A 13,650-nucleotide genomic window follows, 5' to 3' on the forward strand; every position below is an offset into this window, starting at 1 on the left:
ATCCTGTGTTCTAAATAGAATAGATTAAGTAGTTTAAAGGAGTCATTAAGAGATTGCTTTATTAGTTATTAAAATTAAAACTTATAGGTTTAAATGAGCGAAAACAACATGAAAAATAGGTAGTTAGCGCTATAATAGCATTTTTTTACAGACGCATCTGTATCCCTTGCGCTGCCATATACTGCTTGGCTTCAAGAATAGTATGCTCACCAAAGTGAAAAATACTGGCGGCAAGTACTGCATCAGCGCCCCCTTTAAGTACGCCATCGGCTAAATGCTGTAAATTTCCCACACCGCCTGACGCAATGACGGGGACATTTACTTGACTGGTAATTTGCTGCATCAGCGCCAAATCATAGCCTTTTTTGGTGCCATCACCATCCATTGAGGTGACTAATAGCTCGCCTGCACCCAGCTCAGCCATTTTAATTGCCCAAGCAATTGCATCAATGCCAGTCGGTTTACGTCCGCCGTGAGTGAAAATTTCCCAACGCGGTACGATAATGCCATCAATGTTCAGATCAGCAACGCGCTTGGCATCGATAGCGACGACAATACATTGGTTGCCAAATTTTTGTGCTGCCTCGCCAACAAACTCAGGGGTAAATACCGCTGCCGAATTAATCGCTACTTTATCCGCACCGGCATTAAGAAGATTACGAATATCGGCGATTTTACGCACACCGCCACCAACGGTCAGCGGAACAAATACGGTTTCTGCCATACGTTCAACCGTATGATAAGTCGTATCGCGCTCATCATTAGTAGCGGTAATATCTAAAAAGGTGATCTCATCTGCGCCTTGTTCATTGTAGCGCTTGGCTACTTCGACCGGATCGCCGGCATCTTTAATATCGACAAATTGTACGCCTTTTACCACGCGGCCATTATCGACATCCAAGCAAGGAATGATACGCTTTGCTAACATAGGGACTTTCACCTTATAATCAATTCATCCGTAAGCGCTAGTCTAGCAAAATCACCGCCATATCAGGCAGATTTTCGCAAGATTAATGCGTTTTTCATTAAAGTTCTTTCATTCGCGGCATGATTGTCGCTATCACCGTCTGAATTTGTCCCTGTTTACTTGTCATAAGTGAGATGTCATGTCCGTCTATACCCAGTTAACCGATGATCAGTTTGCCGAATTTTGCCAAAGCTTTGGCGTTTCATTTGCTCGCGCCATTCCTATTACTCAAGGTATTAAAAACTCAAACTGGTTTATTCAGACGACTGATGATGCAGAAGGTGCGCATTCTTATGTGTTCACTTTATTTGAGGAGCGTCCCCCTGCTGATATTGAAAAAATGGCCGTTATCTTAAACCAATTGGATGGTAAGTTACCGGTTGCCGCCCCGCTGGCACTGGTTGATTCAGGTATCGAATCAGATGTTGATGTTAAAAGAGATAAGCGTTATGTCATTCATTATGACAATAAAGCCATCACTGTCGTGCCGTGTTTAGCAGGCGCCCATCCCGAGCAAACCACCCAAAGTATGTGTCATGAAATAGGCGCGTCGTTAGCGGTATTGCATGAAACCCTACAAGCGCTACAACCTGCCGAAGATTATGGGGTGGCTCTTTATCCATGGGCGGAAGTACGCGACCGTGAAATGCAATTTATGCCGAGCGATCAAGCCAAACTAATGAGCGATATTTGGCAATCCTATACTGATTTACCGCACCAAACATTGCCAAAAGGTCTGTGTCATCTAGATATGTTTGCTGATAATACGCTCTGGAATTTGCAAAAAGGTGATGAGCGTCTCACAGGATTGTTAGACTTTACTGAGGTTAGTGTTGATCATTACGTGATGGATATTGCCATTACTATTAATGATTTTTGCACCACGTGGGGCGGCGCTGAACAAGGCGAATCGGTTGATTTTGACCGACATAAAATGGCTGCTTTTCTTCAAGGTTATGAATCTAAGCGTACAATGAATCATGATGAGCAGCGTGCTCTGCCGGTTATGCTAGCAAAAGCGGCAGTGATATTTTGGCTATTACGCCTGAACGTTATTCACTATAACCGCCTCGGTGGCCGTACTGGCGACCACATTATGGTCAAAAATCCAGACCTGATGAAACGTTTGGCGGCCTACCACTGGTCGCATGTAGAAAAAGCACAAGATATCGTATTTGTGCTGGAGCATGCTCGTTGCAGAGATGACAACAGAGACAATAATGTAGAAAATTTTAAATTAATTGGCGTATTTGCGACTGAGCAGCAAGCACAAGCGGCTATTAAACAGTTAAAGGGTCAACCTGGTTTTAAAGATTACCCCAAAGGCTTCCATATCGATGCTTATCCGCTAGGTCAAATTAGTTGGGCGGCAGGGTTTGGCGGCTATTAAACTTACTTTTTGTCAAAATCGTCATGCTCAATAATGCCCATAAATTTATATTTTCAAGGAGTTTACCATGACCGATCAAGTCGATAACTGGCACAAACTGGTACGCTACGATACCAATATGCAAGGCGAGTTGCATGCCAACCTGCTTAGAAATAACAATATTACTGTGTCGATACAAGCGCTGAGCGGTATCCCTGGAATGAACTCAGGGGCAGTTTTATGGGTACAAGATATCGATTTGGCGCACGCTCAGCGTATATTAAGTAGCATCGATACTGATAGCGCAGCACTGTTAGATGAAATGACGGATGAAGCGTTCGATGATATGTCAGATGCCGCATCAAACAATATAACGAGCGATAATAACGGCGGTACTATTAATAAAGGCGGTAATGCATAGATGTGTCAACTCTTAGGAATGAACTGTAATACGCCAACGGATATTGGTTTTAGCTTTGCCGGATTTCGCCGTCGTGGCGGTATGACTGATAGCCACGAAGATGGTTTTGGCATTGCGTTCTTTGAGCGCAGTAATTGTGAGGCGCAAAATGTCTCAACTGGTCTACGCTTGTTTCATGATAATCGCCCCAGCCATCTGTCACCAGTTGCTGACTTGGTCAATAATTATCCTATCAAAGCCATGAATGTCATTGCTCATATTCGTAAAGCCACTCAAGGGCAAAATTGCTTGGCAAATACCCATCCCTTTGTCCGGGAAGTGTGGGGCGAGTATTGGGTGTTCGCCCATAATGGTCAAATGAACAGTGAGTTTATTAAACGCTGTCAGCGCTTGCAAGATAATGGTAATGCTTCGCACTGCCAACCGGTAGGCTCAACCGATTCTGAAATGGCGTTTTGCTACTTGATTAATCGGCTCAAAAGCAGCTTTAAATCGCGTCCTGATGACCAAACGCTATTTAACTTTTTGACCACTCAATGCCGTTATTTATCTGCCAATGGTTTGTTTAATTGCTTGATATCAAACGGCAACTGGCAATTGGCTTATGCGGGAAGCTTACTTTTTTATCTGACCCGTCAAGCACCATTTGGTGAAGCGAAACTGGCTGATGATGACTTGGCAATTAACTTTGGTGATGTAACCACGGATAAAGATAAAGTGACGATAATAGTAACCGTGCCACTCACTGAAAATGAAAAATGGCAGCAGTTGGCCGTTAATGAATGCTTAATGTTTCAAGATGGCGAAATTTTGTACCAAGACAGTCCCAGTCAGCGTAAGTTTTTAAGCATTGATGAAGGGATTGCGATTGCAAAGGAAGTTGGGGCGAGTGTTTAGGGATAGCTCTCTAAGCTGGTAAACATTTAAAACAATCTACTGTTAAATATAAACCCCACAACAGCGTTTAAACTTCTCACCAGACCCGCAGATACAAGGCTGCTTTTGACTCATTGTCATAGCTACTGTTGGGTCAAGGAAGTACCAGCGTTCTTTATTTTCAGAAGCAGACTTATCCGTTATCCTTACAAAGGTAGATAGCTCATGATGCGCCTGCGTTCCCTCTGACGTAGTGTAAAACGCCTTAAACTCAACTTGAGCATGACGTTTACCTAAGTTTGGCGTGTGCTGAATGATATCTAACCCTGCCCAATCCGTCTCTTTTGCCCATGATTCAATGGCGTCAACATCAAGCAAATCCTGCTGCGCGGGCACGGTTGTCGCTACAATATAGCCCACTTTTAGCAATACAAAGGCACTATAGCGGGTGCGCATCAATCGTTCTGCGTCATTGGCTTTAGCACCATCCACTCTATCAATACCATCATGATAGGGCTGACAGCAATCACTATAGGTTACGGGAGTGGTTAAAAAAGCTAATGATGGCGAAACTTGGCATGGACATAGTGGCATAGCGTACTCTGTTTATTATCTGAAGCTTATCATTTGAAAGTGTTAGCGATTTTACTTTGGTTTATACATCAAGTTTTCTATCATGGTAGGCAAAATACCGACCTTAAGCTGCGCCCAAGGAGTAGGGTCGCGCAGTTGCTCCCAAAGTGGTGCAAAAGGCGGGGCAGTAAATACTAATAATGCCAGCAGCGCATATAACAATAGATACCACCAACAGTCTTGGTGACGATAAAATTTCATCGCCGTGCCCGCTGAGCGCTTGAGGGTCATCCCTGATAAATTGACACTATACATCTCATCAAGTAGCAAATGTACCATCGCGCCACCGAATAAAAAAAGCCCATAAAACCAGCTGATATTTACCGGATTGTGTAGTGCATAGTAGTTTAGACACACTAATCCCAGCCCTAATATTGCCATATAAGGTACTGAGTGGATAATACCGCGATGCACAGTCATGCTGGTAAATAGCCGAAAGACCACATAGCGCATAAAGCCATAACCAACCAGCCACAATAGTAGCAGTGATAGTAAGCTCAGCTCACTGCGCCAATGCATCACTAGCCCAAAAGCAAAGACAAAGGACGCAATATTAAAGCCAAGCTTAATCGGGGTAGAATTATCAGAATCCAAATCAGGCAGCAGTCCACCTATCGTACCGAGCGCCACGCATATTAAAAACCCAGAGTCATCAATCAGACCCGCTTTATAAATAGTCAGTCCCAGTATACCACTCACCGCAAACGCGCCATTTAAGTGGGTATTAAAATTCGCCATAAAAACTTAGCCTAGATATGAGGTCGCCTAGCGGCAAAAAAGCGCTCTATGATACCATGAGCAACTACGCCATACCCATTACTACTCGTACAATAGAGACCCTTTTTATGATGTCTACTTCACAAACAACAGACGCGCAGTCGTCATCTTTAAATGTTCTAGATACTACCAATGCTTTAGACCCTACTTTTGCTGCTATTGATTGGCAAGCACCGTGGTTAAATCACCTTAATCAATTAGACTATCTTAGCCACAGGGTAAAGAGATTAAGTAATCGAACAAAACAAACAGATACGCCAAACATCAATCCTAGCTATAACACCACTATTATTGCTGAGCTGTTAAATACAGCCCTGACTCAACAACATAAAACGCTGCCACCTCAGACCAAACCCACCCAAAACAATCAAGCCCAGGCCTTACAGTTTGTGGCACAAGATACGCTGCCAGAAGGGGAGGCTTATGAAAGTTTCATCTCGTCAACAGGTAATATTCCCACCCGTGATAATTTGCATGATTTATTTAATGGCAGTATTTGGCTGACTTTTCCTAAAACCAAGGCACTGCTAAATTATCACCATATGGGCCAAATTGCTGTGCAAGGCATTAGGGACATTCGGGGACGCGTTCGCGATACCATTACAGTATTTGATGAAAATGGGGCGATATTGGTAACATCTGAGCCTCAGATTGGTGAGGCGGTAATTAATTTTGATTGGCAAGCCAGCTTAGTGTCACCGCGCGATAACTGGGAAAACCTGCGCCAGCCAAATAAAGAGGCAAAGGCGGCGGTTTATATTTTTGGTCATGCGTTACTCGAGCAGTTGATACAACCGCGTAAACCCCTATGTGCGCATAGCGTGATAATCAATGTTACGCCTGATTTTTTTACCTTGTCATTACCAGACCGTTTGGCGTATATCGATAATAAGCTGGCTGAACATATGTATCAGCTATTATCACAGGATGATATTACTCCGCGCAACCTTTCACCACTGCCTATTCTAGGGGTGCCTCATTTTTGGGATGACAATGCCAATCCTGAGTTTTATAAGGACAGTGATGTGTTTCGTAGTGGCCGTCGCCAGCAAGTATGAGCAAACGCTCTTTTAATATACCGCTAAGCTACTGTTGCGGTTACGATTATGCCACGATTCTTTAACTACTTAGCGTTAACAAGTGTGGGGTTATTTGTTATGGTAAAAGGGCGTTACTGTTAATTAGTATGGTTATACTTATATTTTTTGTTAACAAATTTATAAATAAGTTGTTTAGAATGTCCTTAGCCACCTGTGATAATAATAAATTCACAACCCCTATAATATAGATAAGGAAGCTACCATGAGCGATATTTTTAACGTAAAAAACACCCTCTCAGTCGATGGCAAGGATTATGCCTACTATAGTTTGCCTGAATTGACCAAAACCTATGACAATATTAAATCTCTGCCATTTTGCATGAAAATCGTGCTCGAAAACTTGCTACGAAAAGAAGATGGTGGCCAATCGGTAGGCAAAAACCATATTGAAGCGGTCGCTAATTGGGACGCCGGTGCTGCGCCGTCGCAAGAGATTGCTTTTATGCCAGCTCGTGTGGTGCTGCAAGATTTCACCGGAGTACCATCAGTAGTAGATTTGGCCGCAATGCGTGATGCGGTGGTCAAGCTTGGCGGCAAAGCGGAGCAAATTAATCCCTTTATTCCAAGCGAGCTGGTCGTTGATCACTCAGTGCAAGTTGATGTTTATGGTCGCGAAGATGCGCTTGATTTGAATAAAAAGATTGAGTTTGAGCGTAATAATGAGCGCTATGAATTTCTGCATTGGGGCAGACAGGCTTTTGAAAACTTTGTAGTGGTACCGCCAGCGACTGGGATCGTGCATCAAGTGAACTTAGAGTACTTAGCACGAGTAGTTATGGCCGCTGACGTCGATGGCGAGCTGACTGCTTATCCTGATACAGTCTTTGGTACCGACAGTCATACCACGATGATTAATGGTATTGGGGTGCTTGGTTGGGGTGTTGGCGGTATTGAAGCAGAAGCTGCGATGCTAGGGCAACCGTCATCAATGCTCATTCCACAAGTGGTCGGTTTTGAGATGAGCGGTAAGCTCACTGAAGGCGTTACGGCAACTGACTTGGTATTGCGTGTGGTCGAGATGCTGCGTGCTCATGGTGTCGTCGGTAAGTTCGTTGAATTCTACGGTGAAGGTCTGCACAATATGCCGCTTGCTGATCGTGCAACTATTGCCAATATGTCACCAGAATATGGCGCTACTTGTGGTATTTTCCCTATTGACCAAATATCGATTGATTATCTGCGCTTATCAGGTCGCGATGAAGATCAGATTGAACTGGTCGAAAAATACGCCAAAGCGCAGGGTTTATGGCATGATGCTGATACTCCGGATGCGACTTATTCGAGCAAACTGCATCTTGACTTAACCACCGTTGAACCATCACTTGCCGGACCTAAGCTACCGCATCAACGTATTGCTTTGTCTGACATGCACAAGAGCTTTGGCAAAACTTTAGAGACCATGACTAAAGATCGTAAAGCTGAAGTCAAAGGTAAAGGTCGCTTTGATGAAGAAGGTGGTGAGCAGGTGCAGGCCAAAACATTAGCGGCTAAGCCTGATGCTTTCTGTGCTGAAGATGTGAACTTCTGTACTATCGTCGATATCAACGATGAAAAGTACAAGTTACGTGACGGGGCTGTAGTGATTGCGGCGATTACCTCTTGTACCAATACCTCCAATCCAGCAGTAATGATAGGGGCAGGACTGGTTGCTAGAAATGCGGCAGCCAAAGGACTCAAAGCTAAGCCATGGGTCAAGACCTCATTGGCGCCTGGCTCGAAGGTAGTGACCGATTATCTTGAAAAAACCAAGCTGATGGATGAGCTAGAAAAAACTGGGTTTTATCTGGTCGGTTATGGCTGTACCACTTGTATTGGTAATTCAGGACCATTGCTTGAAAGCATAGAAAAAGGCATTGAAGATAACGATTTAGTAGTCGCCGCAGTGCTATCAGGCAACCGTAACTTTGAAGGTCGTATCCATTCACATGTAAAGGCTAACTATTTGGCTTCACCGCCATTAGTGGTTGCTTACGCGCTGGCTGGTACGGTTGATATCGATATGACTACCCATCCGCTTGGACAAGATCAAGATGGCAATGATGTCTTCTTAAGAGATATTTGGCCGACGTCGCAAGAAATTAATGAGCTAATCGCTAATAATATCGATGCTGAGATGTTCCATAAGAACTACGGTGAAGTGTTCGACGGTAGCGATGAATGGAACGCTATTTCGTCTTCAGATAGCCAGCTGTATCCGTGGAGCGAGGCCTCAACGTATATCAAGAACCCACCGTTCTTTGATGATATGACCATGGAGCCTCAAGGTATCCCTGATATTGAGAATGCGCGCATACTAGGTCTGTTCGGTGACTCTATCACTACTGACCATATCTCACCTGCTGGCAATATTGATGCAGATTCACCGGCTGGACTGTACTTGCAAGGTCGTGGTGTAATGGAAGCCGACTTTAACAGCTATGGCTCACGCCGTGGTAATGATGCGGTCATGACTCGTGGTACTTTTGCTAATATCCGTATCAAAAACTTAATGATGGATGGTAAAGAAGGTGGTTATACTTATTACCTCGAAGGTGATAAGGCAACTCTACAAGATGGCGAGCAGATGCCTATCTATGATGCCGCGATGAAATATAAAGAAGAGGGTCGTTCGCTCGTAGTTCTTGGCGGCGAAGAATATGGTTCGGGTTCTAGCCGTGACTGGGCAGCCAAAGGTACAATTCTTTTGGGTGTAAAAGCGGTACTTACGGGCTCGTTTGAGCGTATTCACCGCTCTAACCTGGTAGGGATGGGCGTTCTACCATTAACCTTTAAAGATGGTGAGAGTGCTCAATCACACAAACTTGACGGTTCAGAAGTGCTTAGCATCAGCGGGCTTAATAATGGCGAGAGTGAAACTGCTACCGTTACCGCTACCCGTGCTGATGGCTCAACTGAGACCTTTGAGGTCAATGTGGTACTACAGACCCCAAAAGAGCGCGAATATGTGCGTCATGGTGGTGTATTGCACTATGTGCTACGTCAGTTAGCTAGTGATAATAAAGACGCTGCATAATTTCTATGCTCACTTATTTTAGTCCAACAAAAAATCCAGCATAATGTTGGGTTTTTTGTTGGCTGGTTGAAACTCTAAAATATGGCTGTTTTCGTGGAACAGCCTATATTCGCTCAAAGGATAGGTATAAGTTAGGCGCAGTTTACTGGTTTTGTACCTGCCACTCAATTTCAGGTTTGTTATAGCCTCGAATCACTTCACCGTTAAATAACACCAAAGGCACACCGCCACCGCCTAGACTTTTGTATTGGTTATAGCCTTCAGCAGAGCGTTCAATATCGTATTCACAATAATCAACATTGTGTGAGGCTAGCAACTGTCTGGTCTGCTCGCAGTAGCCACACCAGACGGCACCGTACAACACAATATCATTGGTATCAGCTGCGTCACAGGCGACAGAGTCTGGGACAACGGCGCTGTCGTTTATGAGGTAAATAGAGACTATTAACACAGTGATACCGAGAATGGCTGAAAATTTTTTTAAAAAAATCATAGAGTTACCCATTCATTCTTATTTTTTAAGCTTATTTTGATGATGAGTATAGGGTGATTAATGGCTTAAGTCTAATTTGTGCCTAATAGTCACAAGCTTTAATAAATACCAAGCGTCATCCGATAATAAAACCTTATTAAGTTCTATCGCTACTCTTTTTTAGAACTTGGAAAACCCAATCTATTCTATACTCTTCATAATTTCCATCGTTCGAGTTAGGCAAAATGTACAGATTATGATATATTATTATACTTATTTATATATTGAATGCTGTACTTGTAAAGGCTGTACTCGTCGCCTAATTTTTAATAATCGTAAGACAGTCAACGTCATCAATGACTAATATCACCACTTTTGCTTACATTATCACCTCGACCTGACATTGATTATTGTCCTTAGCAGGGTGACATCAAAGAGGTCGCATCACTCTATGGAGAAAAAAATGAAAACGTTTGTATTGTCATTGCTCATTATGTTTGGTGCGGTTTCTCATGCCAGTGCAGCGGATGCGCTATCCGTGACCCCACAGGCTGTCTGGAATCTTGTACAAGAAGACGCTGATAATATACTGTTTATTGATATCAGAGATCCGGTGGAAATTATGTTTGTCGGTTTTACGGATACTATAGATATCAATATTCCGTTCAAACTGGTCGATCGCACTCAATTCAATGAAGACAAAGCCATTTTCACCATGTACAGCAATCCGGATTTCGTTAGCGACATTGAGAAGGCTCTGAAGGCTAAAGGTCTTGGCAAAGACGCTCTAATAGTCACTATGTGTCGCTCAGGCTCTGAGCGTGGCAAGCCTAGCGCCGATTATCTGCTGACTCAAGGATTTACAAACGTCAAGTATGTCGATCATGGTTTTCAGGGCAGCGCGGTAAAGGAAGGTGCGATGAAGGGATTTCGTACCATGAACGGTTGGCAAAATGCTAAACTGCCTTGGTCATCAACGATTAATCCAAGCAAAATCAATAAACCCTGAGTCTTGCTGGGTGTTCTTGAAACGACAAAAAGCCCAATCGTGATGATTGGGCTTTTTATGGGGTGATTGGATAGGGTGATTGGATAATTATAGATGGGTTGTTTTTAAAGAAACCAACTCACCCTTGGCTTGTTATTATGGATTGTCCTGATCAACAGTATTAACGTTACTATCAGCAACCGCATGCTCAACAACTGAATGTTCTTGCTCTGCTTTCTTTTGCTTGGCACTTTTTCTTTCAAGCAATATATAGAGCACTATACCTATCACAATCGCATAAATCGTTGATTGCGCTGAAGGCATTGCTAATGTAACCGCCACAATACCGGCAACCCCGCGCTCAACAGAGTTTTTTAACTGTTCTATACCCACCATAATACAAATATATGCAGTCAAAATTAGCGTTAAGGACAAAGCAATTGGCAAAACAGGTTTAAACAAGGTGACCAGAGGGAGCATAAATACAGCAATCAGCCCTGTCCACCAGAATGTACCGCCGCCACTGTATATCGAATCCATGGATTTACGCCCTAGCGCATAACGTTCAGCGAGAGTAGCATGCGCGGCTGTCCAAATAGGTCCTGCAAGCCCTGGCCATGGTGCAAATAGAGCATGCACACCATTACGGATACCCGTTACGATGTGTATGCGAGTGATATTGGTCTCGATTTTTTCATCGGGGCGGATACTATCAACACGCTCGCTCAAAGCTTGACCCACTAAAATATCGCCAAATGCAATGACATAGGCAATCATGGCGGTTGGGAAGGCGAGTAGGAACACACTGATATCAGGCATACCGACGTTAAATATTAGATAATCAGTCATCCCAGCAAAGTCAGGGCTAGTAATACCCCATTCAATATTGGGCAATGGGTACTCACCAACCACCCAACCAATGATCATGGCGATGAGCATGCCTGAAACCATGCCTAGGTTGGCAAGTATTTTTGCTAAGCGGTTATACTTAGCCGTATATTTGAACGATACCGAGAACAGAACGTAAGCAGAAATAATAGCGCCGATAACCAGTGAAATCGGTGTGGCTTCAATGCGACCGCCTACTTTTATTTCCCCCATTAAAGCGGCAATACCAGCACCAATAATAATGCCTGCTTTCAACGAATTGGGAATGAAATTGACCAGACGAGCGCCAAATCCTGTTAAACCAAGAACAATAAATATTACAAACACTTCTATCTGTAGTACAAACATCGCTTGTACCGCTTTTGGCCCAGGCTCAAACGCTTGCAAATACAAAAGGACGATAGGAATGGCAGGGGTGATCCATCCAGGTACGAGTGGCACGCCAAGTAAGGACGGTAATAGATATAAAATGCCTGCAATCACACAAAATGCAAGAGCCGCCTCGTATGGCATACCAAGATATTGCTCTAACAATGGGATCATGGCAAGGCTGACCACGAACATGAATAATCCCTGAATCATTTCAGGAATCTCCCACCGGTAATGTATAAATGGTAGACGTATTTTAAATGGTCCAGCTGGCCAATAAGGTTGTTCCTGACCATCTTTACGAACGAGCGCCATACTTAAGTCCTTTTAGGTGAGTTGTTATATTAAATGAGCTCTAATTTAAATGAGGGGGCATGGTTGCTTTTGAATAATGAAGGGAGGGGTGAGCTTAGTGAAAAGTGTGCTTATATGAAAATTATTTATAACGTTAATAAACACTAAAGCACGACTAGAGTTGAAATTATTTGTGGAGATATTTCATAAAAATTATGATACTTGGTTAAAATTATTAAAGCCGCTCTGTCTGGCTAGCATAAAGCAAAGAAGGCAGAGATGCCATATTACCAAACTTTATTTCATAGCAAGGCTTAGTTAATAACAATAACTGCTTCCATAGTCAACTATAGAGACACAAAAACACCACTCCTAAGGCCATTAAAAAGTTATCATCGTGATATTTTCAACAATTTAGCACATGAAGTCTAAATATCAAAATTGAGTGAACAAATGACCAGACGCGACCTTATTATCTTCTTAACGCTCTCCTTTATGTGGTCGCTATCTTTTATATTTTATCGAGTAGGCGTCCCTGAGTTTGGCTCGTTAGCATTTGCAAGCCTGCGGGTGGTATTTGCAGGGCTAACTATGCTGGTTTTTGTGGTGCTATACCCAAAAAGTCGAGAAGGCATTCGTGAAAACTACAAAGTGCTGGCAGTGGTTGGTTTATTCTCGGCTGCCATTCCATTTGTGCTGTTCTCTTTTTCAGCACAGTCAGTAAATGCGGGGGTATTGGCCGTGCTTAATGCGTCCGTGCCTATGATGAGCGGGTTTATTGCCAGTAAGTTTTTCAACGATAAACTCGCCAAGAAACAAACCTTAGGATTGGTTATCGGCGTCGTTGGTGTCGCTATTTTAATGAGTGAGCGCTTGTTTGGCGAGGAAGGACAAGTTTTAGATTTAGGGTCAGGGTTATTGCCAATGGGCTACGCCTTATTGGCCTGTGTTGGCTATGCCACAGGGGCTAATATCACCAGAAACTATTTAGAAGACCTGTCGCCGATTGCGATCACCGCAGGCTCGCTAATCATTGCCAGCTTGGTCATGCTACCCATTGCCGTATATGAATTTCCGTATGGCAAAAGTATTAGTCTTAAGGCCTGGCTATCTGTGATTTGCATTGGGATATTTTCGACCGCAATTGCACTAATCTTTATGAACCGTCTTATTAAAAATATTGGTGCTATGCGTGCGACTAGCATTACTTTAGTCATTCCTATTTTTGCGATATTCTTTGGTTACGTGTTGCTTGGCGAAGCATTAGATATAGGGGCTATCATTGGCTCAGTGGTGATATTGGTTGGCACGTACTTGTCTTTAAATTTATCTTTTAAGAAATTATCTCATTAATAAATTTTATTAATAAAACAACTTGGCCACCACAAAAAAGCCCAATCACAACGATTGGGCTTTTTCTTTGTTGTTAATAACTTTCTAATTTATAGCTTGTTAAATAATTGAACGTTTAAGTAAATATCGG

At 43.1% G+C, this 13,650-nt stretch carries 12 protein-coding genes; 7 read left to right on the forward strand and 5 right to left on the reverse strand.

Annotation, left to right across the window (positions count from 1 at the left end; translation table 11 throughout):
* Nucleotides 1–145 precede the first annotated feature (145 nt).
* The gene (hisF, locus tag AAEY88_RS10375) at nt 146–928 is read right to left on the reverse strand and encodes an imidazole glycerol phosphate synthase subunit HisF (RefSeq protein WP_350562135.1); all 783 of its coding nucleotides are present in this window, start codon (nt 926–928) and stop codon (nt 146–148) included.
* 178 nt (nt 929–1,106) lie between these two features.
* On the opposite strand from hisF, the gene AAEY88_RS10380 reads away from it, so the two are divergent.
* The 3 genes from AAEY88_RS10380 (at nt 1,107) to AAEY88_RS10390 (ending at nt 3,654) form a co-directional block, all read left to right on the forward strand.
* Nucleotides 1,107–2,357 carry a homoserine kinase gene (locus AAEY88_RS10380; protein WP_350562137.1) on the forward strand — a complete coding sequence of 417 codons (1,251 nt, stop codon included), beginning with the start codon at nt 1,107–1,109 and terminating at the stop codon, nt 2,355–2,357.
* 67 nt (nt 2,358–2,424) lie between these two features.
* The gene (locus AAEY88_RS10385) at nt 2,425–2,757 is read left to right on the forward strand and encodes a hypothetical protein (RefSeq protein ID WP_350562139.1); all 333 of its coding nucleotides are present in this window, start codon (nt 2,425–2,427) and stop codon (nt 2,755–2,757) included.
* On the forward strand, nt 2,758–3,654 hold the full coding sequence (locus AAEY88_RS10390) for a class II glutamine amidotransferase (protein WP_350562141.1): 897 nt from the start codon (nt 2,758–2,760) through the stop codon (nt 3,652–3,654).
* A gap of 42 nt (nt 3,655–3,696) precedes the next feature.
* Here the strand turns inward: AAEY88_RS10390 and AAEY88_RS10395 are convergent, their stop codons facing one another.
* Nucleotides 3,697–4,227: a YchJ family protein gene (locus AAEY88_RS10395; protein WP_350562143.1), complete on the reverse strand. Its 531-nt coding sequence runs from the start codon at nt 4,225–4,227 to the stop codon at nt 3,697–3,699.
* 51 nt (nt 4,228–4,278) lie between these two features.
* On the reverse strand, nt 4,279–5,004 hold the full coding sequence (locus tag AAEY88_RS10400) for a metal-dependent hydrolase (RefSeq protein WP_350562145.1): 726 nt from the start codon (nt 5,002–5,004) through the stop codon (nt 4,279–4,281).
* A gap of 107 nt (nt 5,005–5,111) precedes the next feature.
* Between AAEY88_RS10400 and AAEY88_RS10405 the strand changes: the two genes are divergently transcribed.
* Together AAEY88_RS10405 and acnA are read left to right on the forward strand one after the other, a co-directional pair.
* Nucleotides 5,112–6,101 carry a DUF3025 domain-containing protein gene (locus tag AAEY88_RS10405; RefSeq protein ID WP_350562147.1) on the forward strand — a complete coding sequence of 330 codons (990 nt, stop codon included), beginning with the start codon at nt 5,112–5,114 and terminating at the stop codon, nt 6,099–6,101.
* 244 nt (nt 6,102–6,345) lie between these two features.
* The gene (acnA, locus tag AAEY88_RS10410; protein ID WP_350562149.1) at nt 6,346–9,156 is read left to right on the forward strand and encodes an aconitate hydratase AcnA; all 2,811 of its coding nucleotides are present in this window, start codon (nt 6,346–6,348) and stop codon (nt 9,154–9,156) included.
* Between the two features lie 142 nt (nt 9,157–9,298).
* Here acnA and AAEY88_RS10415 read toward each other — a convergent pair whose 3' ends face one another.
* Entirely contained in the window at nt 9,299–9,649 is a 351-nt protein-coding gene (locus tag AAEY88_RS10415; RefSeq protein WP_350562151.1) for a glutaredoxin family protein, read from the reverse strand.
* A 442-nt stretch (nt 9,650–10,091) separates the two neighbouring features.
* On the opposite strand from AAEY88_RS10415, the gene AAEY88_RS10420 reads away from it, so the two are divergent.
* Nucleotides 10,092–10,637, forward strand: a complete 546-nt coding sequence (locus AAEY88_RS10420; RefSeq protein ID WP_350562153.1) for a rhodanese-like domain-containing protein — start codon at nt 10,092–10,094, stop codon at nt 10,635–10,637.
* A 135-nt stretch (nt 10,638–10,772) separates the two neighbouring features.
* On the opposite strand, the gene AAEY88_RS10425 is transcribed toward AAEY88_RS10420, so the two are convergent.
* Entirely contained in the window at nt 10,773–12,188 is a 1,416-nt protein-coding gene (locus AAEY88_RS10425) for a solute carrier family 23 protein (RefSeq protein ID WP_350562155.1), read from the reverse strand.
* A gap of 432 nt (nt 12,189–12,620) precedes the next feature.
* Here AAEY88_RS10425 and AAEY88_RS10430 point away from each other — a divergent pair, with 432 nt between their 5' ends.
* Nucleotides 12,621–13,520, forward strand: a complete 900-nt coding sequence (locus AAEY88_RS10430) for a DMT family transporter (RefSeq protein WP_350562157.1) — start codon at nt 12,621–12,623, stop codon at nt 13,518–13,520.
* The last annotated feature ends 130 nt before the right edge of the window (nt 13,521–13,650 follow it).

It is taken from the genome of Psychrobacter sp. CAL346-MNA-CIBAN-0220, assembly GCF_040309805.1.
In the GTDB taxonomy this organism is placed as follows: Bacteria; Pseudomonadota; Gammaproteobacteria; order Pseudomonadales; family Moraxellaceae; genus Psychrobacter.

Excerpts from the sequence above, each read along its gene's own strand:
- AAEY88_RS10420 (WP_350562153.1), top strand. The coding sequence starts at position 10,092 with ATGAAAACGTTTGTATTGTCATTGCTCATTATGTTTGGTGCGGTTTCT.
- AAEY88_RS10430 (WP_350562157.1), top strand. The coding sequence starts at position 12,621 with ATGACCAGACGCGACCTTATTATCTTCTTAACGCTCTCCTTTATGTGG.
- AAEY88_RS10395 (WP_350562143.1), bottom strand. The coding sequence starts at position 4,227 with ATGCCACTATGTCCATGCCAAGTTTCGCCATCATTAGCTTTTTTAACC.
- AAEY88_RS10415 (WP_350562151.1), bottom strand. The coding sequence starts at position 9,649 with ATGATTTTTTTAAAAAAATTTTCAGCCATTCTCGGTATCACTGTGTTA.
- AAEY88_RS10425 (WP_350562155.1), bottom strand. The coding sequence starts at position 12,188 with ATGGCGCTCGTTCGTAAAGATGGTCAGGAACAACCTTATTGGCCAGCT.
- AAEY88_RS10400 (WP_350562145.1), bottom strand. The coding sequence starts at position 5,004 with ATGGCGAATTTTAATACCCACTTAAATGGCGCGTTTGCGGTGAGTGGT.
- AAEY88_RS10385 (WP_350562139.1), top strand. The coding sequence starts at position 2,425 with ATGACCGATCAAGTCGATAACTGGCACAAACTGGTACGCTACGATACC.
- AAEY88_RS10390 (WP_350562141.1), top strand. The coding sequence starts at position 2,758 with ATGTGTCAACTCTTAGGAATGAACTGTAATACGCCAACGGATATTGGT.
- AAEY88_RS10380 (WP_350562137.1), top strand. The coding sequence starts at position 1,107 with ATGTCCGTCTATACCCAGTTAACCGATGATCAGTTTGCCGAATTTTGC.
- acnA (WP_350562149.1), top strand. The coding sequence starts at position 6,346 with ATGAGCGATATTTTTAACGTAAAAAACACCCTCTCAGTCGATGGCAAG.
- AAEY88_RS10405 (WP_350562147.1), top strand. The coding sequence starts at position 5,112 with ATGATGTCTACTTCACAAACAACAGACGCGCAGTCGTCATCTTTAAAT.
- hisF (WP_350562135.1), bottom strand. The coding sequence starts at position 928 with ATGTTAGCAAAGCGTATCATTCCTTGCTTGGATGTCGATAATGGCCGC.